Below are 22899 nucleotides of genomic sequence, written 5' to 3' on the forward strand. Positions count from 1 at the left end.
GCGCAGGCTCCGGCGATGGCGTTGTATATGCAGCATACGCAAGTGCCAGCAGCTTGGATGCAGAACGGTAGAACGCTCGATCAACGCTTCATCGAACAATAAACGCTGTGCATGAACCCTCGTTTCTCTACATGTGAGGAGGCTGTGATCAATTGGCAGAATGAGGTGATGGGAACGTAATGCGATACAGACCTGATGCGCCGGTATCGGAAGTCATGTAGAGATCACCGTTCGGGCCAAACGCCACATCCAGTGGGCGAATCCAGCGCGCTCCATCGGTACTGTCTTGCAGCCCTGTCAGCAGGGGTGTCAGAGCGGAGTGTTGTTGCTCTTGGTCTTGTTCCTGGGTCTGCTCATTGCCAGATGCCAGCTTCACTCCCAGCAGACGCGGTGCTCGGCGGCTGGCTGGATCACCCCATGCCTTGCCGTCAGGCGCCGTTCCCCAGCTACCATGAATGGCGATCACGACATCCATGTTAGGTGAGAGCGGGTGTCCTTCAGGAACAACTGCAATACCCATCGGGGCGCTGCGTGCTGGCATCTCGGCCAGAGGTCGGGATATCTCTTGCAGCGGCTGTGGCGAGACACTCTCGATGCAGGCATCGCGCTGCGGCTTGCCATCTTTCCATTGATACCATGGCATTCCATGAAAGCTTTGTTGGGTGGCGGCGACCAGCAATTCATGCGGGTGCTCATATCCCCAGTGGTCCGGGCCATTGTTGGTGGCCAGCAAGCGTGTCTCGCCGCGGGGTAGTGTTTGCCAGGCCAAGCCGACCGGGTTGCGCAGGCCACTCGCCCAAGGCTGCCATCTGGGCTGGTCCTTACTGTGCTCGTCAAGGCGCATCACACCGCCACGCCGCTCACTGAAAGGGTAGTGAGGCGCGGTACCGGCGAGATATTGATCAGAACAGTTACCCTGTATGCCCAGTGCCAGATAGAGCGCACCATCTGGCCCGGTGCTTAGTGTGCGCGAATTATGGCCGCCACCCCCGGGGATCTCGATCACGTGACGAAAATCCTGCGCAGACAGCGTGCGTTGCGGCGCATAGTCGGCTGCCAGCAACGCATTCGTGGTGGCTACATACAAGGTGGAGTCACGTACGACGACTGAGTGAGGGTAGCTGGACAGTCTCACCAATGTTTCCAGTGATGAGAGGCTGCCATCATCGGCAAGTTGGCCGCGATATACCCGGCCAGCATTGGAGCCAATCAGCAGCTCACCTTGCGCGGTGATATGCAGCATGCGCGGGCCATCGAGTGCGGCCAGGTGACTGAGCCTGGCGCCCGCTGGCAACTTGAGGGAAGGAGAGCCCTCGGGGGCATCGACGGCAGTATGGAGTGTCAACGAGGAAGTCGGTGAGGATGCGTCAGCTAGCGCGCTCGTGGTGATCAACAGAGCATTGATCAACAAAGCACTCAGCAGTAGGGCACTTGTTAACGGGCCACTCGGCAATGGGTTGGTGAGTGACCCGAAGTTGTTGGGCTTGCGTGTATCTATCGGCATTCCAGTCTCCTCAAGGCATCACGGTATCGTGGTCAGTCTGGAAGCCCGCCGATCATCGCGCCAGTGCGGTATCAGTCTTGGGAGGCGTTGCGGCGTCGCCGTTTGAGATGACGCCGCCAGCCTTTGAGAGATAGCCATGAGTCATCGCGAGGATAGAAGCGCTTCTCGCGCCAGCCAGACTGCTTTGCTATCTCTTCCGGGCTTTTGCGCCAGCGCTTGTATTCCCACTGATACTGCGCAGGTGCCAGAGCAATCGCAGCTTCCACTGAAGCATTCACACCGCGCGCTGATGTTGCCTCATCTTCGTCATACACGCCTTCATCTGCCGCGAGGAAGTGAATGGCAAAACCGTGACCATCTTCAAGCCGCTGGGCAACTCCCGTGATGACGCGCGCATCGGTGCGAGCAACCAGCTTGGGAAGCAAGGTGGCGGTATAGGCTGGCCGACAATAGAAGTCTGCGAACACGCCACTGCCCCGTCCGGGTTCTTGGTCAGGGAGGATGCCAATGGCTTCAGTGCGCTTTAGCGCCTTGAGCAAAGCCGCTACGCCGCGCGAGTTGGTAGGCACTAGACTGGCACCCATCCGTTCGCGGCCATGACGAATGATAGGGTCGAGGCGTTCGAACTTGGGTGGTTCATACATGGCAGTGAACGGGAAGTGGCTGGAAAGCCAGAAGTTGAGGACTTCCCAGTTGCCGAAGTGAGGTGCCAACACGATTACGCCACGGCCTTCGGCGCGTGCGTCATCGAGTAGATTGCGCCCGTGCACTTCGAGGATGCTGTCACGTACGGCGTCTTCGTCTCCCAGCCACACCTTGCCCAGTTCGAGCATGGTGGCAGTGGAGTGAGCAAGACTCTCGGTCACAAGTTGTGCACGAGCGCCTTTATCCAGAGCAGGGAATGCCTGGCCAAGATTGCGCCGCGTAACCCTGCGCTCACGAGGATTGAGGAGTTGAACTACACGTGCCAATGGCTGTGCCATGCACCACAGCTGGGGTGTCGTCAAACCTGAAAGACGCTTCCAGAGCCACGCCACGGCGTTGGCCTTGAGAGGTGAAAGGCGCTGTTCCATGATCTTTTCAAAACGCTTGAGAGTTTTTTCCATCGTCACACATGAGATTCCGGTGGTCTTGCGTGATATATCGCGCTTGTCAGTCTGCAGAGCATTGAGCCGTGGCATCAGACCCGCGGCTATTTCGCTGCCCGATGGCAACCATTGTGCCAGAGGGTAATGCGGGCTGCAGGCATCAACAAAGCAGAATTGCCAATACGCTGCGACTCGAGTCGTGCGCGCAATTCCAGCAGGCAGTATTATTTAGATAAAGCGCGTGTGGTGATCAGTGATGAATGGCTATCAGCTTACGCGCATTCGCTTATGTGTCCCTTTTGCAATTGTTTCTCTTGTCGCTGTCTCTCTTGTAATGGTCGCGTTTGGCTTGCCCGCCGGCGTTTATCTTTCGTGCTTTTTGTCTGACAGCCTATCTGTCGATATCTCTGGTAACCGCCGCGGAGTCTTGATGTCATCCCCTAACGCCACACTTTCTGCTGCTGATCACTGCTGTCCGCTGTGTGATGACACGGCGAGCGAGCATGTGCTGCATCTGGTGCAGCGCCGCAAACCCTGCCCCTTGACGGGCAAGCGCCCCTCGGCAGATGAAAGAGATTATCTGCGTTGCAATGTATGTCATCTGCTTTATCTTGCGCCGTCGCAGCGGCTGGATGCTCAGGCTGAACGGGATGTTTACGATCAGCACGAAAATGATCCGGATGATCCGCGTTATCGTCGCTTTCTCACTCGGCTATTTTCCCCGATGCGCGAGCGTCTCCCGGAAGAGGCCAGTGGGCTGGATTTCGGTTGTGGTCCCGGGCCTGCACTGGCCCGGATGTTTGTAGAGGTGGGCCATCCGATGGCGCTGTACGACCTCTATTACCATGCTGATCCCACGCCCTTGGCTCGCCAGCATGACTTCATCGTGGCCACCGAGGTCATTGAGCACCTTTATGATCCACGCGCAGTATTTCGCCAATGGCTGAAGTGTCTCAAGCCCGGTGGCTTGCTGGGTGTCATGACGCAACCGGCCTTTGACGATCATGAGGCATTGAGGCGCTGGCACTATCTACGTGACCCGACTCACGTCTGCTTGTTCAGCCCGGCGACCTTTCAGTGGTTAGCCAACGAGCACGGCCTGGAGTATCAGCAGGTCGCGTCGGATTGCACTATTTTCCGCCTTCCTGACCTTCAGTGCTGACCGGTGCACGAGCATGCCAGGTGATTGCGTCGCCAGCACGCGATGGTGCTGCGATAGGGCTTGGCAAGAATGATGCAAAAAGGCTTGGTTTTTGACGCTGACTGTCTCTATATTGCCGGCGCCCTGACGTATTCTCGTAGGGTGGATTTACCTTCCCGTTGTTTTTCGCGCAATGCGTTACAGGTTGGCCGCGCTTCGGCGTACGGCCGAGGAAATGGTCATGCCCCGTCACCTGCTACTGATGTCCCTCGCTCCCTTGCTTGGCCTTGCGTTACTGGGGATCGGCAACGCCATGCTGACCTCGCTGGTGCCCCTGCGCCTCTCGGCAGGAGGGGTGTCCAGTGAAGCGATCGGACTTATCAGTTCCGCCTATTACCTGGGGCTTGGTCTCGGAGCATTGATCAATGATCGCCTGCTCCTGCGCATCGGTCATATCCGTGCGTATGCCTGTTTTGCCTCGTTGGTCGCAGTCGCGGCATTGGCGATGGGCTTGAGTGATCACCCTGTCGTGTGGTTCTTGCTACGGATGATGATTGGCTGGTCGCTGGTGGGTGTCTATCTGGTGATTGAAAGCTGGCTGTTGAGTGCATCAGACCCTGCCGTACGTGGCCGGTTGTTGGCGCTATACATGATCGTGCTCTACGGCGCAGGCGTACTGGGTCAGCTATTGCTGGGCGTCACGGCAGTGCTGAGTCTGGAGTCTGCCTTCATGTTGGTCGCCATGCTGGCGGCCGCTTCGGTGCTGCCGCTGGTACTGTTGCCGCGTGTTTCACCCTTGATCGAGCAGTCCGAACCGTTGAGTCCATGGCGTCTGATTCGTATCACGCCGACAGGGGTCTTTGGCTGCCTGGCGTCGGGAGTGGTAGTGGCAGTGCTTTACAGCTTGCTGCCGCTGGCACTGAGCGATGTCGCGGCAGGAGAGGTGGCGCTGGGGACTGCTGAGATCGGTCAGCGAATGGCCTTGGTCGTATTGGGTGGAATGTTGCTGCAATACCCCATTGGCCGCTGGTCAGATAGTCATGATCGTCAGCAGGTGTTGATCATCCTGTCGGTCGCCATCGTGGTACTGGCAGGGCTACTGATGGGGCCTGCAAGCGAAGGTGGTGCGCAACTGGTGACCCTGTTCATGCTGGGTGGTGCCGCCTTTACGCTTTATCCGGTCGCCGTCAGTCATGCCGCGGACCGCGCGCCTGCAGGCGCATTGGTACGCATGAGCCAAGGGCTGCTGTTGATCAATGCAGTGGGTTCGACGTTGTCGCCGCCAATCGTTTCGCTGCCGATGGCAGGAATGGGCGCGATGCCCGGCATGGCACTGAGTCTGGCGGTGATGGGTGGTGTGATGTTGACCTTCTTCGTCTGGCGCCGAGTGATGCGCCCGGCACCCCAGCCATTGGCACCTTTCGAGACGCATGCGCCGCAGACGCCGCTGGGTACCGAGCTTGCTGTCGGGCCTGAGTTGCTTGAAGCCGCCGAAGAGCACCTGCGCGATGCTGAGGCGAATGACCCGTTGGTTGAGGTCACGCGTGAGCTAGTGGCCGATATGCCGGAGTTGATCACCGAGACATCGCTGGACAGCCTTGAGGAGATCGAGGTCAAGGAAGCACAGGTACTGCAGGGCCAGCAGGCGCTTGATGAGCAGCACCTTCAAAAGGGGTAGACGCCTCATGAAAAATCCACGATGTCTTTGCGTGACTGATTTGCGTGACTGATTTGCAGGACTAGCGCGATGGATCGACCAGATTGCCCTGCGATGCATTCCGTCGGAACCAGCCAGTCACGCTAGCGCGTGACTGGTGAGTAGGCAGCACCTCGTGGGGCATCTGTTCCGATAGAAAGCATACGAAGGTGCCTGCCTCGGGCGTGACACGTGCAAGTGCTCGGCTGTCATCCTGTGGGTCATACAGCACTATCTCGCCACCGCCATCGGCTGGCCATTGCTCGTTCAGATACAGCACGCTCGAGATCAGGCGATTGCCACGCCCGCGAAAGCTATCCAGGTGCTTGCGATAGAAGCTGCCGACGGGGTAGTGAGCGAAGTGCGCCTCGTACTCGAACAGACCCATGTAAAGGGCACGATTCAGTTCATCCTTGAGTACATTCATCGCCTCTAGATAGGCCCGTTGCGCACGTGACTCGCGATCTAGCCAGCGGATGGCATCGCCGCGAATGTCAGGTCGAAGATCATGTTCGTGCCCACGGCCGATGCCCGCTGCGGTCAAGCGTTGCTGCGTTTCCAGTGCCAGCAGTTCACCGTTCAACTGACGAGTCAAGTGCGCCGGCAAAAAATTCGGGCGCACGCTATAGCCATGCTCGACCAGCTCGTCGATCAGACAATTTAACGCGATAGGGTCCAGCAGAGAGGCGGGGGCGGCAGGCATTGTGCGCTCCGAAGATGGATAGCATGGGCGAGGAGTTATAGAGGAGCGCGCATATCTACGCAACGCGCGGGCCGTCTATTTATCAACTACCCGCTAATTAGACCACGGTCGGCGGCTTAGCCAAGTGGGGCTTGAGGGCGCGGTGGTAGATGGCGTAGCGGTGCACCGGCTGGTGGCGGTACCTGCAGACTGATGGTATGACCGAAGCCGATCGCCATCAGCTCTACCAGCATCATCGCCGATAGCCCCCATAGCACCTGGTCAGCTACCCGATAGCTGGGCACGTACCACTTTTCATTGCCCACGGTGATGACATCAGTGTGTTCTCGCTCATCCCTGAGCAGCATGCTCAGCGGCATCTCGAAAATTCGTTCAATTTCGCCGGGGTCAGCTCGCAGTGGCAGGTCTGCCGGAATGCGTCCCACGAAGGGCGTGACTGCCATGCCGTGCAGAGAAATCACCTCACTGAGCTGGCCGAAGATATCGACCTCACTCGGCGGGAGCGCGACTTCCTCCTCGGCCTCGCGCAGCGCAGTCGCCATCAGGCTGATATCATGAGGCTCGGCTTTGCCGCCGGGGAAGGCGACCTGGCCCGGGTGTTGGGTAAGGTGGTTGGCACGACGTGTGAGTAGCAGCGTGGGTTCTGGGCGATCGATCAGCGCGATCAGCACTGCAGCACGCGGTTGGTCGTTGGTCGTCGAGATGTGCGGGTCATGAGCTTGCAAGCGCTGGCGCAGGGCTTCTAGCATGTCGATTCCTCTGTGGTCTCCATCTTGTGGCGCTAGCGTCGCGTCGGTCAAGGCGAATGCGGATACCTCATAATGGTGGATATCTTGGCCGATAGCGTGGTCAGCAGGATGATCAGCGTCATGATGGTCACCATGACCAGCACTACACCATCAGCAGAGGCCAAAGGGCTTCACGGGAGAGCGGATGAATTACTGCAGTCACTGTGGCGAGACGGTGCGTCTGGCAGTACCACAAGGCGATGATCGCCTGCGTTATCTATGTGATAGCTGCGGCACTATTCATTATCAGAACCCCCGTATCATCGCCGGGACGTTGCCGGTGCGGGATGGCAAGGTGCTGCTGTGTCGCCGTGCCATAGAACCGCGCTTGGGTTATTGGACGCTGCCTGCTGGCTTCATGGAAAATGCTGAGACGACAGCAGAAGCCGCCGCGCGCGAAACCCGTGAAGAAGCCGGTGCCGAGGTTGAACTAAAGGGCCTCTATACCTTGATTGATCTACCGCACATCAATCAGGTTTACATGCTGTTTCGGGCCACATTGATCAGTGACTTTTCTGCCGGTTTTGAAAGCCTTGAAGTTGCCTTGTTTGCGGAAGACGAAATTCCCTGGCAGTCGCTGGCCTTTCCGACCATGGAAGTGACGTTACGCCGTTATTTTGAAGATCGAGCGCGTGAAGCGCTGGGTGCGACAGGTACTGCAGCGACTTATCCGATGCATACCGAGCAGATCGATCTCGAAACCCGTGAGCGTTTCTTCGCCACCACGTATCTGCCTGAGTCTTGATGTGTCGCAGCTGTTTTCGTGATTTAACCGCGAAGAATGACGGGTTTGGAAGCTTGTCAGAAGGTGGTTTCCAGTCGCCAGCAATCGAAGGCGACTTCCTCATAAGGATGCGCCAGGCGCAGTGCGGCCACGGCGGTGGCGATAATGTCATCTTCACATACCGGCTCTACCTTGATCTCCGTGACGCGCTCCAATGTACCGCGAGTGCCGATGTGTGGGTTAGCGTCCGCCAGTGGGCGAAACTGCCCGTGGCCATAGGTTTCAAAGCAGCAGGCTTCATAGTCGCCAATGCGTCCTGCACCGGTCGCAAAGACCGCCTCCTTGACGCTTTCCAATGCGTCTTGGGGAACAAAGAAAGCCAGCTTGTACATGTCGGGTTCCTCTCTCAAGACCGTGAGCGGATGATCGTGATGCTTGCGCGAGCAGAGCCTACGCCGCGTCCCATGATGATGGCATAATGCCCGCTGCAACGGCCAAGGACACTGCCATGCTCAAATGGATCAATATCTCACTGCTATTACTGCTGGTGCTGCTTCAGTACCGGTTGTGGTGGGGCGAAAATGGCATCACCGAATTATTCGATATTCGGGCGCGTGTGCAACAGCTCTCCAAGGAAGATGCGGTGCTGGATAATCGCAACCAGCGCTTGGGCGCCGAGGTGGTCGACCTCAAGAATGGTCTGGCGGCGATCGAGGAGCGTTCGCGCAACGACCTCGGCATGGTGCGCAAGGACGAGCAGTTCCTGTGGGTACCCAATGTTGCAGTGCCCGAGCGCAAGGCACCGTCACCTGATGAGGTGGCTGAGGGCGCGCTGGAAGGCAAGGGACTGGAAGACGGGTTGCCCAAGGTGCTCAATCAATGACGCTGAGTGCCTCTGCTCCGGTAGCGCGCGTGTGGTACCTGGTACCTGCCGCGGGGGTTGGCAGTCGTATGCAGGCTGATCGGCCCAAGCAGTATCTTGAACTAGCACCAGACTGCTGCGTGCTTGAGGCGACGCTTGCCACCCTGCAACGTGCGCTACCCGAGGCCGGCCTGTGTCTGGTGTTGGGGGCAGACGATGACTATTTCTTGCCATCCATGGTGCCGTGGCAGGACTGGTTGCGCGCTGATGGCGGCAGTGAGCGTGCAGACAGTGTGTTGTCAGGCCTTGAATGCTTGAGCGAGGTCGCAAGCGAAGACGATCTCGTGTTGGTGCATGATGTCGCGCGCCCCTGTGTGCGTGAAGAGGATATTCGTGCACTGGTGGCTGCCGCACGTGAGACGCGTGACGGCGCCATTTTGGCGGCGCCAGCCAGCGATACCATGAAGCGTGCCGTGGCCAGCACGGTAGTAGAGAGCCCTCACATCTCGCACACTGAATCACGAGAAAACCTATGGCATGCACTGACGCCACAGGCTTTCTCGCTGGGAGTGCTGCGCACGGCGCTGCGCGACGCCCTGAGCACGAATCCTTCGTTCATCACCGATGAAGCATCAGCACTTGAAGCCTGTGGCCGGTCGCCACTGCTGGTTGCTGGTGCCCGTGACAATCTCAAGATCACCCATCCAGAAGACCTCGCCATGGCCCGCCTGCTGTTGGCGGCGCGTGAGGCACTTGCCAACAGTTCCCGGACGCCTGCCTGACATGACTGACCGCAACGCTATGACTGACTCTGCCAAGACACCCTCTGCACAGCCATCCTCTATCCCTGCTACGCATGCAGGCCATGTACCCATGGCGCTACGTATCGGGCATGGCTTTGACGTGCATCGCTTTGGCGAGGGCGACCACCTGATGATCGGCGGTGTGAAGATTGCCTACGAGCACGGCTTTGTCGCGCACTCCGATGGTGACGTGCTTTTGCATGCCTTGTGCGATGCCCTGCTGGGTGCGTGTGCGATGGGAGATATCGGCAAGCATTTCCCGGATACCGACAGTGAGTGGTCGGGGGCTGACAGCCGCGGCTTGCTGCGTCACGTGGTCGGCCTCGTCAATGTGGCCGGATTCGGTGTGGGTAATGTCGATCTGACATTGATGGCACAGGCCCCCAAGATGGCGCCGCATATACAGGCCATGCGTGAAGTGATCGCTGAAGATCTGCGTGTGCCACTGGCGGTGGTCAACGTCAAGGCCACTACCACCGAGCAGCTGGGATTCACCGGGCGTAAGGAAGGCATTGCTGCCGAGGCCGTAGTGCTGTTGGGTCTACTGCCGACTGAGCGTGGAGGCCAGCATGTCTGAGGCGCTCTTTACGGAGGCACTCGCCGAGCTTCAATCAGCAGGCAGTGAGGCGTGGGTCAAGGAAGCTGAGCTGATGCAGCGTTGGCCACATGCTCATGGTGGCCCGCTGGGCGCGGGACATTTTCGTCAATCGCCGGAGGACTTCCAGGTCACCGAGCTGATGGATTTCGTGCCTGAAGGTCACGGTGAGCATCAGTGGCTGTGGGTCGAGAAACGCGGTCTGACCACTGATGATCTTTGCCGTCACCTGGCGAATCTGTGTGAGGTTGCGCCGCGTGATATCGGTATTGCGGGCCTCAAGGACAAGCTGGCTGTGACGCAGCAGTGGGTATCGGTATGGTTGCCCGGGCGTGAGGCGCCGGCTTCGCTCACCGATGCTCTGGCTGAGCTCGGTGTACGGGTACTTGCCAGTGTGCGTCACCCGCGCAAGCTCAAGCGTGGCGTGCATCGTGGGAATCGCTTTGCGCTGAAAGTCAGTGGCGAGGCGATAGCGCATCCTGATTTCATCACACGCTGGGAGACCTTGATTCGTGAGGGTGTGCCTAATTATTTCGGTCCGCAGCGCTTTGGCCATCAAGGCCATAACCTCGGGCGCGCCCGAGCGGTGCTGGTGAGAGGCTGGCGCAAGCGTGATGATCGTAGCGGCATGCTGCTGTCGACCGCGCGTAGCTTCCTGTTCAACGAGGTACTAGCCGCGCGGATAAAATCACGCTGCTGGGCCACGGCGCTGACAGGCGAGGTGTTCTCGCTCAACGGTACCGGCTCTCGTTTCGTGACTGACGGTAGTGAGTCTGCCGAGACGTTGACGGCGCGATTGGCGAGTGGAGATATCCATCCCACTGGGCCACTTTGGGGCACCGGGCGTCTTGAGACTCACTCACAGGTAGCTGAGCTTGAACAGGCGCTACCGAAATGCTGGCCGCAACTATGTATCGGGCTTGAGCAGGCTGGGGTCAAGACGGAGCGCCGTCCGCTGCGTCTTATACCGAGTCAGTCGCGCCTTGAATGGGATGTGACGCCTGTTCAGGCCAGTGACGCCGGCAGTGATGCCAGTGTCTGGCTGTACTTTGATCTGCCGCGCGGTAGCTTTGCGACCGGTCTGCTACGTGAGCTGATCGCGCATCCGTTGCTGTAATGTCAGTCAGTAGCATCAGTCACGAGGCTATCTCGATCAGTCGTGATGGCCTCGTGACGATCAATCGATACCGATACGATCACCAAAGGGCGAGATGATGCGCAAGATTTTGCTTTCCAATGATGATGGTGTGCATGCCCCAGGCCTCAAGGCGTTACATGATGCGCTGGTGGGGCAGGCGCGTATTCGCGTCGTGGCCCCGGATCGTGATCGCTCTGGGGCCAGTAACTCGCTGACACTCAGTCGTCCATTGATGTTGTCGGCGATGGATGATGGCTTTTATAGCGTCGATGGCACGCCGGCCGACTGTGTCTATCTGGGGGTCAATGGTATCTGGGATGAAAAGCCGGATATCGTGATCTCAGGGATCAATCACGGTGCCAATCTGGGTGACGACGTATTGTATTCCGGTACCGTGGCTGCCGCGATGGAAGGGCGTTCGCTCGGTATGTCGGCGATTGCGATGTCACTGTGCGGCAAGACCCATTTCGAGACGGCAGGGCGCGTGGCGGCAAGTCTGGTCGGTGCCTCCGAAACATTGGCATTGCCGCCTCGCTCGCTGCTCAACGTCAATGTGCCGGATCTGCCGTGGAGCGAGATTCGTGGCTTCCGCGTCACGCGACAGGGTCACCGAGGGCCAGCAGGGGCACCGATTGCCGTGCATGATCCACGTGGGCGCACGCGTTACTGGATAGCACTGGCAGGTGAGGGCATCGATGATGGCGATGACACTGACTTCGCTGCGGTGGCCGCCGGCTATGTCTCCATCACGCCACTGATGACGGACCTGACCTCTCATACTGCGCGACATGACGTTGAACAGTGGCTTGAAGCGCTGACCTGAGGCGTTGCTTTGTTGAACCGCTTCGGCAAAGGGTTAGCTGGCAGGGGCAGTGATTAGCGCCGATAAAGAGCACTTGGCCACAGAATGATCAGAGAACCCGGCGCCAGGGCGTCGGCCGACAGGATGTAAATGGATGCCATGAAGGACGCGTATCAGAACGGTTTTCCTCATTCGCAGTCAGACACAATGCCAGGGCATTCGCTCGACGGTGAGGGTGTACTGCGATTGAGGCGGCCGGACACGGCACAGCTCAGCGGTATTGGCATGACGTCGCAACGGACTCGCGATCGCATGGTGGCGCGTCTGGAAGACGCCGGGATTCATGATGAGCGAGTGCTGACACTGATGACCAAAGAGCCACGCCATCTGTTTCTCGATGAGGCGCTGGCGCACCGGGCCTATGAAGACACTGCGTTGCCGCTGGGGCAAGGACAGACACTCTCCCAGCCGTATATGCATGCGCGCATGACGGAGCTGGCACTGGCTGCTTCGCCGCGTCCATCAAAGGAATGCCGCGTGCTTGAGGTCGGTACTGGCTCGGGTTATCAGACCTTGCTGCTGGCGCGGTTATTGGGTCATGTCGCATCGCTTGAACGTATTGCTGCCTTGCACCTGCGCGCTCAGCAGCGGCTTGACTGGTTCGGGCTCGATAACGTGGAACTGCGCCATGCCGATGGTGGCCACGGATGGGAAGGGCTGGCAGAAGGCTTTGACCTGATAGTGGTGACGGCATGTGCCTCCATATTACCTCAGGCGTTGTTGAAGCAGTTGGCACCGGACGGTGTGATGATTGTGCCATTGGCCGAAGATGATAGTGATCGCCAATGGCTGACACGAGTGCGCCACGTCGGCGACACTCAGGATATTCAGCGGCTCGAAGCAGTACGTTTCGTGCCGTTGCTCGAAGGAGTGATCAGGTGAAACGAGCATTGAGTGTGTTCTTCAAGGGGGTCGGCATGGGCGCCGCCGATGCGGTTCCTGGGGTATCCGGCGGCACAATTGCTTTTGTAACCGGCATCTATGAAGAATTGATCGATACCATCAAGCGCTTCGGGCCTTCTGCCATTGGCGTATGGCGCAAGGACGGTTTCAAGGCGCTGTGGCAACACCTGAATCTGGCATTTCTGTTGCCATTGGTCGTCGGTATCTTTGCCAGTCTGATCACGGTGGCGCACCTGGTCACCTGGTTGATGGATACTCAGCCGCTACTGCTTAATGCCTTCTTCTTCGGGCTGGTCGTGTGTTCCGGTGTGATCGTGGCGCGGCGCATTACCGAATTCAAGGCGGGATATCTGATCTGGTTGGCGTTGGGGCTGGTACTGGCTAGCAAGCTGCCAAGCCTGCTGCCTGCCGCGACTGATGGCTCCTGGGTATTGGTGGCAGGGGGCGCTATTGCCATCAGTGCAATGCTGCTGCCAGGTGTGTCCGGTAGCTTCCTGCTATTGACCATGGGCCTATACGGCACCGTGATGACGGGCATCAAAAGTTTCGATGTACAGCTCATCCTGCTGTTTGGCAGTGGCTGTGCCATAGGCCTCTTTACCTTCTCGCGTGTATTGTCATGGTTGTTTCGCCACCATCACACCGCGACACTGATGCTCTTGACCGGCTTTATCCTCGGGTCGCTGCCGGTACTCTGGCCGTGGCGCACGATTAGCGATTATCGTATTGGGCCAAAGGGTGAGCAGGTACCGCTGGACTATCAATTCATGATGCCGGACACCTATACCAGCATCACGGGAGAGCCTGCCCAATTATGGGCCGCGCTCGCTGTGATGCTGGCTGGCATATTGCTGGTCTGGTTTGCCGGAGAGCGCTCCGGGCCAGATGACTCTTCCAAGAATTCCCGCAAGGAGCAGGAACATGCATGACAGGATGAACAAGGGAATCAGGCTGACTCTGGCAGGTCTGGCGTTAGGAGCCTTGGCGGCTTGCAGTACGGCTACCACGCGGCCACAGGTTCAGGATCTTACCGGTGGCAATGCTCGTATCACGTCTAACACCTATTCCGTTCAGCGTGGCGATACGCTGTATGGCATCGCTTGGCAGAGTGGGCAGGACTTCCGTGACGTGGCGCGGATGAATGGCTTGAATCCGCCTTACACCCTGCAGCCGGGTCAAACGCTACGTCTGGATCCCAAGGCACAATTGCCAGCGAACGCTAGTGGTACCAGTACCGCCAATGTGGCGGCGGGTACCGGAGTGGTCGCAACGGGGTTAGGCAGTGGTGATAACGGCAATATTACAGGCACGGAAGTGCCGGATTGGTTGGCGCCGGATGAATCCGCGATCGCTCAACAGAAACAACGCTCAGGCCAGGCTCAGTCATTGACCACGGGTGCTGGTGGTGTTTCTTCAGCAGCTACAGGAGCTGCCGCAGCAGCGGGAACGGCGCCAGGCCCGATCTATCAGGAAGGCAGTGAAGAGGCGCTTGCAGAAACTGCCCGCACTGCTAATGAGTCCGTGTCTCAGGCCAGTTCTACTGCCTCTAACACGGTCGCTTCCAATACAGCGGCTGCAGATTCTGCTGCCTCTAATGTGTCCAACAGCGCCGGCAGTAGTGCAGCAGTTGCTCAGGCCGCAGCGCGCAAGGCAGCACAGGAAAAGACAGATCAGGCTGCTGCATCCGCACAAGCGGCGCGTGAGAAGGCCGCTGCTAGCGTGAAAAATACCGACGATACGGTTGAAAAAGGTACGAATGTCGCTGGCGCCACGCCCAAGGCTGTTCCGGCCAAGAAAACGTATGTTCCTGTAAAAAACGTTAACTGGCAGTGGCCTACGCAAGGCGAAATCATCGGCAAGTTCGGTGAGTCCAAGAGTGTAACGGGTGGCATTGATATCGCTGGTCAAAAGGGGCAACCTGTCAAGGCAGCAGGGCCGGGGATTGTGGTTTACGCAGGCAGTGGGGTGCGCGGCTACGGTAACCTCATCATCCTTAAGCACAATAACCGTTACCTGAGTGCCTATGCCCACAATGACAGTCTTCGAGTATCGGAGAATGATGTCGTCGAGGCCGGACAGGTGATTGCCACCTTGGGAGCGACTGACGCCGAGCGCGCGCAGCTGCACTTTGAGATTCGCGAGGATGGGCAGCCGAAAGACCCACTGAAGTTCTTGCCCAACCGCTGATTCCCGCCGCTGCCACAACAACAAGTTCCTGGCATCAGACCAGAGACAACGGGGTATCGACATGAGCATGCTGGAAAAGGATATCGACCAGGCTGAGGCGGAGTTGTCTCTCGATGATGTCGAGGCAGACGATACGCTTGAGGCTGAGGCGGAAGAGGCCGCATTTGAGCGTGCCTTGAACCGTGAGGAGCGCAAGCACTACCAAAGCCTGGACGCGACTCAGATCTATCTCAATGAGATTGGTTTCTCCCCGTTGCTCAAGCCCGAGGAAGAAGTCTACTTCGGGCGTCTGGCGCAGGCGGGTGACCCCGCCGGTCGTCAGCGCATGATCGAGTCGAATCTGCGCCTGGTGGTCAAGATTGCGCGGCGCTACCTGAACAGAGGCTTGTCGCTGCTTGATCTTATCGAGGAAGGTAACCTCGGGTTGATTCGTGCCGTGGAGAAGTTTGATCCCGAGCGCGGGTTCCGTTTCTCGACCTATGCGACCTGGTGGATTCGTCAGACCATCGAGCGAGCATTGATGAATCAGACGCGTACCATTCGCCTGCCTATCCATGTCGTCAAGGAACTCAATATTTATCTGCGGGCAGCGCGTCAGCTGACTCAGAAGCTTGATCACGAAGCGACGGCCGAAGAGATTGCAGATTTTCTCGACAAGCCAGTGGCCACGGTCAAGAAAATGTTGGGCCTTAACGAGCGTGTCTCCTCGGTCGATTACCCTATGGGTGGCGAAAGCGATAAGCCACTGATTGAGACCATTGCAGACGAAAATGATACCAGCCCCGAGTCCAGTCTGGTCGATGTCGACGTCAAGGCACATGTTGATGAGTGGCTGGCGGAGCTGACCGAAAAACAGATGGAAGTGGTGGTACGCCGCTTTGGCCTTCGTGGCCACGAAGCAGCCACGCTTGAAGAGGTGGGCGAGGAGATTGGTCTGACGCGAGAGCGGGTGCGTCAGATTCAGGTCGAGGCGCTCAAGAAATTGCGACGCATGCTCGAGAAGCAAGGATTGTCGCTGGAATCAATCTTCGAGTGAACCGGTGATGTTTTGCCTTCTAATCTGTGACGGCCATCATTGAAACGGCCCGCCCTGAACTTGGGCGGGCCGTTTTCATATTTCCTGATTATTATTCAGGTAAGGTCACTGGTATCAAAAATTGATTCATGACAAGTGTCACTACTACTTGGCATGCGGCAGTCCTGTTTTCTGCGCGATAGCACGCGTCTCACTGTTGTCCGTATGGAAACGCTGTATCGTGCATAAAGTTAGCCAACTAACTGGACGCCTTGCAGAGCGACGATTAGACTGAGGCTCACTTTTTCCACGACCCGCTTGAGCAGGGCTGATGCAGGTAATCAGCCGGTTCGTGAAACACTTTCTTTCACCTTGCTCTGGTGCCTTTTGTGCATCATGCAGGTCACGACTGTCATCGATCAGGAATACGCATAAATGGCCAACATACGCATACTGCCACTGGTGCTGGCGATGGGTTTCGCGACCCAGGCCCAGGCTGCCGATCTGCTCGACATTACCCGTGATGCGCTGACCCACAATGCCAGCCTATCGTCCTCTCGCTCTCTGTATCAGAGCGTCGAGGACAACGAGCGGATCGAGCTTGCGGATCTGCTGCCACAGATCTCGGCCACCGGCACCGTGTCACGCACCGATGTCACGGGCAATTCCCAGAGCGGTGTGGAAGGGGATTACACCGACAGCAACATCGTGCTCAACGTGAATCAGCAGCTGTTCGACGCTGCCGACTGGTATGAGCTGGCGACCAGCAAGGACAGTACCGAGCAGCAGAAACTGCTGCTGGATTCTGACCAGCAGCAGTTGCTGTATGACGTGGCATCGGCCTATTTCACCATTCTGAACAACCGTGACATTCTCGATGCGCGTATCGCTCAGGAGAAGGCATTTTCCCGTCAGATGGATCAGGCCAATCAGCAGTTTGAAGTCGGGCTGATTGCGATCACGGATGTTCAGGAAGCAAAGGCCTCCTACGATGATGCACGCGCTCAGCGCATTGCGGCTGAAGCAGACCTGCAGGTGAGTTTCGAGGCACTCCAGCAGCTGACCGGGCAGCAGTACGATTCCATCGATGGGCTGGAAGAGGATCTCGCCATCGAAGCGCCGGTGCCCGCCAGTCGTGGCAAGTGGGTCGAGATGGCGTTGGTCAACAACCCCTTGATCGGCGCCGCGCAGAAGGGTATCGATGTCGCCAAGGGTGACGTCAATACCTCGCGTGCCGGGCATCTGCCGGAAGTCGGTGCCTTCGCGACCTACTCCTATGATGAAACCGACGTCGCATCCTCCGGGGGGTATCAGGAATACAACCAGATCGGTATCCAGGCGTCATTGCCGATCTATACCGGTGGACGCACTTCCGCGCAGGTACGCCAGAGCACGCACCTGCTGGAACAGAGCCAGTTTGACCTGCTCGATCAGCAGCGTTCCACCACCCAGAGCGTGCGTTCGCTCTACAGTCAGGTACGCAGCGATGTCCTGACGGTCAAGGCGCGCAAGCAGGCGATTGTCTCTAGCCGTAGCGCCCTGGAAGCGACGCGCTCAGGCTATGAAGTCGGAACACGTAACATTGTCGATGTGCTGGACGCTGAGCAGACTCTGTATCAGGCGCTGGCCGACTACGCTTCCTCGCGTTACACCTACGTGTTGGACCTGCTCAATCTGCGTCAGGCAGCGGGTATCATCGACGTCAATGCCGTACGTGATCTGAACGAGAGCCTCAAGCGCGATCGTCAGGTGTCACTGGTCCTGAATGATGAAGACAGCGAAGAGCTGGAAAGCACTCCCTGATCGGCGCCTGTCACTATCGGCAGTTTATGACGTTGATTGATTCTCATGCTCCCCTGCTGGCCTTGCCTGCAGGGGAGCATGCGTTTGGAGAGCTTCCACTCTGCGGCGCTCGATAGCCGAGGGAGTATTGGCGTTTCCCTTGGGTTGCTCCACTCGCCGGGATCATCGTTCTCGTATCATGGTGCGTCAATAGTTGAAATTATTGTATTCGTATATAAAAGTAGTTTTTTAGTTGTACTTATTGGTATTAGTTTGGTTTTTTATGGCGTGACCTTGGCGCAACAATAGAAAATAATTGAGTGCCGCAAGACACTACGTTTCTACGGGCGTCATGCGTTGCCATCAGGTGTTACTGCCTATCCTCCCTACCTCTTGCCCAGGAGTTCTCCATGTCCCGCCCGTTGCGTGCCGATATTGATCTGGATGCCTTGCGTCACAATTATCAGCTCGCGTGTGATCTGGCGCCGCGCTCGCGCTCGTTGGCTGTTATCAAGGCAGATGCTTATGGCCATGGCGCGGTAGCATGTGCGCATGCATTGGCAGATCTCGCGCCAGCGTTTGCCGTGGCGACCATCGAAGAGGCACTAGCACTGCGCGAAGGGGGGATTACGCATCCGGTGGTACTGTTGGAAGGCGTGTTTGAGGCCGCAGAGTACACGCTGGCAGCTCAGCATGACTTCTGGTGTGCTATTCACAGTGAATGGCAGCTGGCCGCGCTGGAAGCGACCGAGTTGTCTGTGCCGCTGTCCTGCTGGATAAAATTTGACTCCGGTATGCACCGGCTGGGTTTCACTGCGCCGGAAGCAATTGAGGCCAAGGCGCGTCTTGAAGCGAGCGGTAAGGCGCGAGATTTGCATCTGATGACGCATTTTGCGACTGCCGATAGTCTGACGCCGGATTATTTCCGGCAGCAGTTGGCAGCGGTTCAGAGGCTTGCCGAGTCACTCGAGCTTCCGCTGTGCCTGGCCAATTCTCCTGCGACACTGGCTTGTCCAGAAGCTCACGGTGCCTGGAATCGACCGGGTATCATGCTCTATGGAGCTGATCCTCTGGAAGGGGCCAATGAAGCCAGTCGTCGTCTCAAGCCCGTCATGACGCTGTCTACCGCCATCATCGCCGTGCGTGAGATCGCCATCGGTGAGCCGGTGGGCTATGCAGGCCGTTTCGTGGCCAAGCGCCCCACGCGTATTGGGGTTATCGCCTGTGGCTATGGTGATGGCTACGATCGCCATGCCGTGGATGGCACACCAGTACTGGTAGATGGGCAGGAGACTGTTCTGGCGGGCAAGGTGTCGATGGATATGATGACAGTGGACATCACCGGCATTCCTGAGGCGGAGGTTGGCTCCCGCGTGGTGTTGTGGGGAATGGGGCTTGATGTCAATCGCGTCGCTGCCAGCTGCGATACCATCAGCTATACCCTGTTGACGGGCGTGTTGCCGCGAGTGCCCAGGTTCTATCACGGTGGCCGGTTGAGCGTGGTCGCAGAGAGTGGTGTCGAGGCCAGTAGTACACACGCCTGACCTGACGGCGAGGCTTGCACGGTCTACAATGGCGGCCGTTGCCCGCTGAACGAGAGAGTCATGGCCAAGAAGACTTACCCCGAAAGTTTCGCACATCCCCGCTACTGGTCGGCCTGGCTAGGCATCGGGGCCATGAAGGTATCCGCCTTTCTTCCCTGGTGTGCCAAGCTGTGGCTGGGGCGTGGTATCGGTGAGCTGGCCTGGCGCTTTGCCAAGAGTCGCCGCCATATCGCTGATACCAATCTGAAGTTGTGTTTTCCCGAATGGAGTGAGGCCGAGCGTAAACGTCAGGTACGCAAGACCTTCCATGCCAATGGCATCGGTATCTTCGAGACGGCCACCGGCTGGTGTCGCGATCCTGAGCATATGCGAGATCGCGTGACCTTCAAGGGCCAGGAGCACATGGAGCGCGCGATGGCGCAGGGCAAGGGAGCGCTGATCGTTGGTGTCCACTTCTCGACGCTGGATATCGGTGGGGCGTTGCACTCGCTATTCTTCCCCGCTGATGCTGTCTATCGCCCGCATGATAACCCGCTGTTTGAGCGCTTCATGACACGTGGGCGCAATAGTTTCTTTGGCGCTGCCATTGATCGCCATGACCTGCGTGGCGTGGTGCGGCGTATCAAGAGCGGTCACAACGTGTGGTATTCCCCGGACCAGGATTTTGGGCGCGATGTCAGTGTCTTTGCCCCTTTCTTTGGTATCGATGCTGCCTCTATCAGGCTGACGGCCAAGATTGCACGCATGACGGGAGCGCCTGTCATGCCGTTGATGTTTCATCGTAATCCGGATAACCGGACCTATACACTTGAGTATCTGCCGGCGCTGGAAAACTTCCCGAGCGGTGATGAAGTGGCAGATGCTACGCGCATCAATGCGTTTATCGAGGAGGCTATTCGTAAGCATCCCGAGCAGTATCTGTGGTTGCACCGGCGCTTCAAGACACGCCCCGAAAAAACCGATCCGTCCCTGTATTGAGGTGATTCATGTCTATTGATCTGTCCTCCCGCGCTACGCTAACTGACGTCGAGGCACGTCTTGCGGCAGGGGATAACTTCGTACTCAATCAGATTGCCGAATGGTGCCCTGACTGCACAGTGCGTCAACGTCCTGCCCTGGCAGCCTTTGATGCTGCATTGGCGCGTGGTGGTTTGCCGCTGGTCACGGTGTGTGTGCAGAAGGTGCGCGATGTCTACCTGAGCGATGCCCATGCGCAACTGAGTGAGCGTATTGGTGGTGCTGGCTATCCGCGTACTTTGCTGGTGCGCAACGGCCAGCCAGCCAGTCGCGATAGTGGCCTCAACCGCGTTGAAGTAATGAGTGAGCCGGAATTGATCGCCTATGCCGAGGCATTGATCGCGGCACTGTAACTCACGTCTTCATTGTCATGAAAAAGCCCCGACAGGCGATGCCTGTCGGGGCTTTTTTGCTTGGAGGGCGGCACTCGACAAGTTACGCCACTTGTCCGAGCTTGCATGCGTGCGGTCAACCGAGTGCAACCTGTCGCGTGCCTACTACACTACCTGCGGCTTACGAAGGATGCTTTCAACCCTATGAGTGAAAAGTAGGTCATATCCTTAACGAGAGTATAACGTTACCTTGACAAGGCTTCATTTTATTACGATATTCACATGCATGGATTGTAGTGATTAGCCATCTGTACATGAGGCTTCACTTACTCGCTTATGAGTGAGTAATGCTTTTTTCTGCTCACATGACATAAGGAATTGCCATGCTCAACTATGCCATTATTTTCCTGATAGTCGCTGTCATTGCTGCGGTTCTTGGCTTTGGCGGTATCGCAGGCACGGCGGCGACCATTGCCAAGGTACTGTTCGTCATCTTCTTGATTCTGTTCTTGGTGTCGTTCTTTAAAGGACGCCGCAAGCCCTGATCCATCCAGATTTCCCTGTAACACGAACGCCCGCATACGGTAATAAACCGATGCGGGCGTTCGTGTTTGCAGTTGCGGCTGTTCTAACCAGATGTGCTGTTTACCAAGGCGTGCTAGGCAACGATAGCTGATGATGGCCAGCCTTGAGGCTCTGCTCGATGAAACGCTGGTCTATCTCGAAATCTGCCTGGGCAAGAATGGCATCGACTACCTTGTCGGCATGTTGCTGCAGTAGCGCGATATGGCCGGGTTCTGCACCTAGCAATGACAGCGTCTTGAGCAGTTCCAGCAATGCCAGGCAGATCGAGAGATCATTGCGACCATAGTGCAGAATCGGTGAGATAGAGCGATAGAGAAGGCTGTCGAATGACTCCATTGCCCAACTGACTCTGACGCGCTTTTGATCATCGACGCAGCAGTTGCAAGAGGGCAACAGCATGCGCTCGCTGAGCAGCTCGGTAAGCTGATGCAGGCACAGGCGGGCAGTGCCAGGGTCATTGATGCCGGGGGATAGCGCCTTGATGGCGACTTCCATCAGCTGGGTGAGGCCATGCTCGTGAAGGTCATCGACGGACTCGCCATCCAGATAGCCCAGCGCCGCGCGCAGTTTCTTGATCAGCTCTGCCTGCTGAGCCTCATCGAGTTCATCTCCGGCGCTACTACCTTGTGGTAAGTCCTGCGGCAGGCCATTTGGCCATTCGATGCGCATTAACGGCATGCCGCTGACGATAAAGGCACCGAGTGCGAAGTCCAGATGCACCACCATGTCATGCTCGATGGCGAGTGCGCGCAAGGCGGCGAAATCCACTTGCTGTACATAACCCCGGCGGCGGGCACGCAGCAGTTGGCAGTGATCATCATTGCGAGTGACCTCACGATCGCTATAACCGTTGCCGCGGTTACGTTCACGTAGGCGTGAGAGAGAGGCCCGAGTGCGCCCGGCCAGCCGGCGCGCAACAGCGTTGATCTGCACCGACTGTGAGGCTTGGTGGATGAAATAGATGAACATGCCCAGGCAGTTGACCATCATCAGTACGCCGAGGTAGACCGCCAGTGAACGCCACAGTGTGGGAGCATCGCCTTCGTTGGGCACCATCAAATTGATCAACAGGAACAGCAGGCTGCCCAGATAATGGCCGAGTACCAGCTGATGATGACGCTCAGTGACGAGTCCTAGCAATAGCTTGTGGGAGAACTGCGCACCAGCCTGAGTGAGAACACTCATCACCATGGTAAAACTGAACACCATCAGCGAGATGAGCCCGCCAACCAATGCTGCCAGCAAGGTACGAGGTGTATCGTGCTCCTTGAAGGTCAGCGCCTTCAGCAAGTCACTGCCGGGTAATGAGGACGGGTCGAGTAGCCCCGCAGGCAATACCGACAATAGCCCCAATGTGATGTAAAGCGTGGCCAGCAAGCTGGGCAAATAGGCAATGCTGGTGGTGTAGGCACGTACCCACATGAGAGGTTGCTGTATCCAGCGGATCATGGGCTTTTCCTGGTCATAAGCTCTTTCTGATCATGAAGTCTTCCTTGAGACGAGGCGCCATAGGGCATGTTATGACCGTTATGACCTGTCACGTCGGCAACTGCAAGGGCGCGGGATGGCAAGACGCCCCCACCGATAGGCCAGTGGAGGCGTCTAGATCAAGCGAGTTTTTCAGATGAAC

At 57.6% G+C, this 22899-nt stretch carries 23 protein-coding genes; 17 read left to right on the forward strand and 6 right to left on the reverse strand.

The window, feature by feature from the left end; translation table 11 throughout:
* Positions 1–148: 148 nt before the first annotated feature.
* A complete protein-coding gene (locus CFN46_RS04680) occupies positions 149–1504 on the reverse strand; it encodes a sorbosone dehydrogenase family protein (RefSeq protein ID WP_088742833.1) in 1356 nt (451 codons plus the stop codon).
* Between the two features lie 71 nt (positions 1505–1575).
* Positions 1576–2610, reverse strand: a complete 1035-nt coding sequence (locus tag CFN46_RS04685) for a lysophospholipid acyltransferase family protein (RefSeq protein ID WP_246116562.1) — start codon at positions 2608–2610, stop codon at positions 1576–1578.
* A 412-nt stretch (positions 2611–3022) separates the two neighbouring features.
* Between CFN46_RS04685 and CFN46_RS04690 the strand changes: the two genes are divergently transcribed.
* Together CFN46_RS04690 and CFN46_RS04695 are read left to right on the forward strand one after the other, a co-directional pair.
* Positions 3023–3754 carry a class I SAM-dependent methyltransferase gene (locus tag CFN46_RS04690; protein WP_024951116.1) on the forward strand — a complete coding sequence of 244 codons (732 nt, stop codon included), beginning with the start codon at positions 3023–3025 and terminating at the stop codon, positions 3752–3754.
* A gap of 220 nt (positions 3755–3974) precedes the next feature.
* Positions 3975–5411 carry an MFS transporter gene (locus tag CFN46_RS04695; protein WP_024951117.1) on the forward strand — a complete coding sequence of 479 codons (1437 nt, stop codon included), beginning with the start codon at positions 3975–3977 and terminating at the stop codon, positions 5409–5411.
* A 61-nt stretch (positions 5412–5472) separates the two neighbouring features.
* Here the strand turns inward: CFN46_RS04695 and CFN46_RS04700 are convergent, their stop codons facing one another.
* Entirely contained in the window at positions 5473–6132 is a 660-nt protein-coding gene (locus tag CFN46_RS04700) for a 2OG-Fe(II) oxygenase (protein WP_088742835.1), read from the reverse strand.
* A 116-nt stretch (positions 6133–6248) separates the two neighbouring features.
* Positions 6249–6881: a CoA pyrophosphatase gene (locus CFN46_RS04705; protein ID WP_088742836.1), complete on the reverse strand. Its 633-nt coding sequence runs from the start codon at positions 6879–6881 to the stop codon at positions 6249–6251.
* A gap of 184 nt (positions 6882–7065) precedes the next feature.
* Here CFN46_RS04705 and CFN46_RS04710 point away from each other — a divergent pair, with 184 nt between their 5' ends.
* Positions 7066–7665: a zinc ribbon domain-containing protein gene (locus CFN46_RS04710; protein WP_088742837.1), complete on the forward strand. Its 600-nt coding sequence runs from the start codon at positions 7066–7068 to the stop codon at positions 7663–7665.
* Between the two features lie 56 nt (positions 7666–7721).
* On the opposite strand, the gene CFN46_RS04715 is transcribed toward CFN46_RS04710, so the two are convergent.
* Positions 7722–8036: an NGG1p interacting factor NIF3 gene (locus tag CFN46_RS04715; protein ID WP_088742838.1), complete on the reverse strand. Its 315-nt coding sequence runs from the start codon at positions 8034–8036 to the stop codon at positions 7722–7724.
* Positions 8037–8122: 86 nt separating this feature from the next.
* Here CFN46_RS04715 and ftsB point away from each other — a divergent pair, with 86 nt between their 5' ends.
* From ftsB to CFN46_RS04785, 14 genes are all read left to right on the forward strand, one after another.
* Positions 8123–8527 carry a cell division protein FtsB gene (ftsB, locus tag CFN46_RS04720; protein ID WP_254918407.1) on the forward strand — a complete coding sequence of 135 codons (405 nt, stop codon included), beginning with the start codon at positions 8123–8125 and terminating at the stop codon, positions 8525–8527.
* Positions 8524–9288 (forward strand): 2-C-methyl-D-erythritol 4-phosphate cytidylyltransferase, encoded by a 765-nt coding sequence (gene ispD / locus CFN46_RS04725; RefSeq protein ID WP_088742840.1) that lies wholly within the window; start codon positions 8524–8526, stop codon positions 9286–9288. The genes ftsB and ispD overlap by 4 nt, the downstream gene beginning before the upstream one ends.
* Before the next feature lie 91 nt (positions 9289–9379).
* On the forward strand, positions 9380–9886 hold the full coding sequence (gene ispF / locus CFN46_RS04730) for a 2-C-methyl-D-erythritol 2,4-cyclodiphosphate synthase (protein WP_088743033.1): 507 nt from the start codon (positions 9380–9382) through the stop codon (positions 9884–9886).
* Entirely contained in the window at positions 9879–11021 is a 1143-nt protein-coding gene (gene truD / locus CFN46_RS04735) for a tRNA pseudouridine(13) synthase TruD (protein WP_254918408.1), read from the forward strand. Before ispF ends, truD begins: the two co-directional genes overlap by 8 nt.
* Positions 11022–11118: 97 nt before the next feature.
* Positions 11119–11865, forward strand: a complete 747-nt coding sequence (surE, locus tag CFN46_RS04740) for a 5'/3'-nucleotidase SurE (RefSeq protein WP_088742841.1) — start codon at positions 11119–11121, stop codon at positions 11863–11865.
* A gap of 264 nt (positions 11866–12129) precedes the next feature.
* On the forward strand, positions 12130–12786 hold the full coding sequence (locus CFN46_RS04745; RefSeq protein ID WP_254918426.1) for a protein-L-isoaspartate(D-aspartate) O-methyltransferase: 657 nt from the start codon (positions 12130–12132) through the stop codon (positions 12784–12786).
* Positions 12783–13736, forward strand: a complete 954-nt coding sequence (locus CFN46_RS04750) for a DUF368 domain-containing protein (RefSeq protein WP_088742842.1) — start codon at positions 12783–12785, stop codon at positions 13734–13736. The genes CFN46_RS04745 and CFN46_RS04750 overlap by 4 nt, the downstream gene beginning before the upstream one ends.
* Complete coding sequence (locus CFN46_RS04755; protein ID WP_254918409.1) at positions 13729–14994, forward strand: peptidoglycan DD-metalloendopeptidase family protein; 1266 nt, start codon at positions 13729–13731, stop codon at positions 14992–14994. The genes CFN46_RS04750 and CFN46_RS04755 overlap by 8 nt, the downstream gene beginning before the upstream one ends.
* A gap of 61 nt (positions 14995–15055) precedes the next feature.
* A complete protein-coding gene (rpoS, locus tag CFN46_RS04760; protein WP_024951130.1) occupies positions 15056–16030 on the forward strand; it encodes an RNA polymerase sigma factor RpoS in 975 nt (324 codons plus the stop codon).
* 414 nt (positions 16031–16444) lie between these two features.
* On the forward strand, positions 16445–17812 hold the full coding sequence (locus CFN46_RS04765) for a TolC family outer membrane protein (RefSeq protein ID WP_088742843.1): 1368 nt from the start codon (positions 16445–16447) through the stop codon (positions 17810–17812).
* 389 nt (positions 17813–18201) lie between these two features.
* Positions 18202–19335: an alanine racemase gene (gene alr / locus CFN46_RS04770; protein ID WP_088742844.1), complete on the forward strand. Its 1134-nt coding sequence runs from the start codon at positions 18202–18204 to the stop codon at positions 19333–19335.
* Positions 19336–19395: 60 nt separating this feature from the next.
* Positions 19396–20313 (forward strand): LpxL/LpxP family Kdo(2)-lipid IV(A) lauroyl/palmitoleoyl acyltransferase, encoded by a 918-nt coding sequence (lpxL, locus tag CFN46_RS04775; RefSeq protein WP_088742845.1) that lies wholly within the window; start codon positions 19396–19398, stop codon positions 20311–20313.
* 8 nt (positions 20314–20321) lie between these two features.
* Positions 20322–20705, forward strand: coding sequence for a hypothetical protein (locus CFN46_RS04780; RefSeq protein WP_088742846.1), 384 nt, complete (start codon positions 20322–20324; stop codon positions 20703–20705).
* 362 nt (positions 20706–21067) lie between these two features.
* A complete protein-coding gene (locus CFN46_RS04785) occupies positions 21068–21229 on the forward strand; it encodes a DUF1328 domain-containing protein (RefSeq protein ID WP_024951135.1) in 162 nt (53 codons plus the stop codon).
* A gap of 100 nt (positions 21230–21329) precedes the next feature.
* Here the strand turns inward: CFN46_RS04785 and CFN46_RS04790 are convergent, their stop codons facing one another.
* On the reverse strand, positions 21330–22718 hold the full coding sequence (locus CFN46_RS04790) for a DUF2254 domain-containing protein (protein ID WP_024951136.1): 1389 nt from the start codon (positions 22716–22718) through the stop codon (positions 21330–21332).
* Positions 22719–22899: the final 181 nt, after the last annotated feature.

The sequence above is a fragment of the Cobetia sp. QF-1 genome (assembly GCF_002213105.1).
Taxonomy (GTDB): domain Bacteria; phylum Pseudomonadota; class Gammaproteobacteria; order Pseudomonadales; family Halomonadaceae; genus Cobetia; species Cobetia crustatorum.

Bases quoted from the DNA above. Each gene is read 5' to 3' on its own strand.
- CFN46_RS04680 (WP_088742833.1), bottom strand. From the start codon at position 1,504: ATGCCGATAGATACACGCAAGCCCAACAACTTCGGGTCACTCACCAAC.
- CFN46_RS04685 (WP_246116562.1), bottom strand. From the start codon at position 2,610: ATGGAAAAAACTCTCAAGCGTTTTGAAAAGATCATGGAACAGCGCCTT.
- CFN46_RS04690 (WP_024951116.1), top strand. From the start codon at position 3,023: ATGTCATCCCCTAACGCCACACTTTCTGCTGCTGATCACTGCTGTCCG.
- CFN46_RS04695 (WP_024951117.1), top strand. From the start codon at position 3,975: ATGCCCCGTCACCTGCTACTGATGTCCCTCGCTCCCTTGCTTGGCCTT.
- CFN46_RS04700 (WP_088742835.1), bottom strand. From the start codon at position 6,132: ATGCCTGCCGCCCCCGCCTCTCTGCTGGACCCTATCGCGTTAAATTGT.
- CFN46_RS04705 (WP_088742836.1), bottom strand. From the start codon at position 6,881: ATGCTAGAAGCCCTGCGCCAGCGCTTGCAAGCTCATGACCCGCACATC.
- CFN46_RS04710 (WP_088742837.1), top strand. From the start codon at position 7,066: ATGAATTACTGCAGTCACTGTGGCGAGACGGTGCGTCTGGCAGTACCA.
- CFN46_RS04715 (WP_088742838.1), bottom strand. From the start codon at position 8,036: ATGTACAAGCTGGCTTTCTTTGTTCCCCAAGACGCATTGGAAAGCGTC.
- ftsB (WP_254918407.1), top strand. From the start codon at position 8,123: ATGCCCGCTGCAACGGCCAAGGACACTGCCATGCTCAAATGGATCAAT.
- ispD (WP_088742840.1), top strand. From the start codon at position 8,524: ATGACGCTGAGTGCCTCTGCTCCGGTAGCGCGCGTGTGGTACCTGGTA.
- ispF (WP_088743033.1), top strand. From the start codon at position 9,380: ATGGCGCTACGTATCGGGCATGGCTTTGACGTGCATCGCTTTGGCGAG.
- truD (WP_254918408.1), top strand. From the start codon at position 9,879: ATGTCTGAGGCGCTCTTTACGGAGGCACTCGCCGAGCTTCAATCAGCA.
- surE (WP_088742841.1), top strand. From the start codon at position 11,119: ATGCGCAAGATTTTGCTTTCCAATGATGATGGTGTGCATGCCCCAGGC.
- CFN46_RS04745 (WP_254918426.1), top strand. From the start codon at position 12,130: ATGACGTCGCAACGGACTCGCGATCGCATGGTGGCGCGTCTGGAAGAC.
- CFN46_RS04755 (WP_254918409.1), top strand. From the start codon at position 13,729: ATGCATGACAGGATGAACAAGGGAATCAGGCTGACTCTGGCAGGTCTG.
- rpoS (WP_024951130.1), top strand. From the start codon at position 15,056: ATGAGCATGCTGGAAAAGGATATCGACCAGGCTGAGGCGGAGTTGTCT.
- CFN46_RS04765 (WP_088742843.1), top strand. From the start codon at position 16,445: ATGGCCAACATACGCATACTGCCACTGGTGCTGGCGATGGGTTTCGCG.
- alr (WP_088742844.1), top strand. From the start codon at position 18,202: ATGTCCCGCCCGTTGCGTGCCGATATTGATCTGGATGCCTTGCGTCAC.
- lpxL (WP_088742845.1), top strand. From the start codon at position 19,396: ATGGCCAAGAAGACTTACCCCGAAAGTTTCGCACATCCCCGCTACTGG.
- CFN46_RS04780 (WP_088742846.1), top strand. From the start codon at position 20,322: ATGTCTATTGATCTGTCCTCCCGCGCTACGCTAACTGACGTCGAGGCA.
- CFN46_RS04785 (WP_024951135.1), top strand. From the start codon at position 21,068: ATGCTCAACTATGCCATTATTTTCCTGATAGTCGCTGTCATTGCTGCG.
- CFN46_RS04790 (WP_024951136.1), bottom strand. From the start codon at position 22,718: ATGATCCGCTGGATACAGCAACCTCTCATGTGGGTACGTGCCTACACC.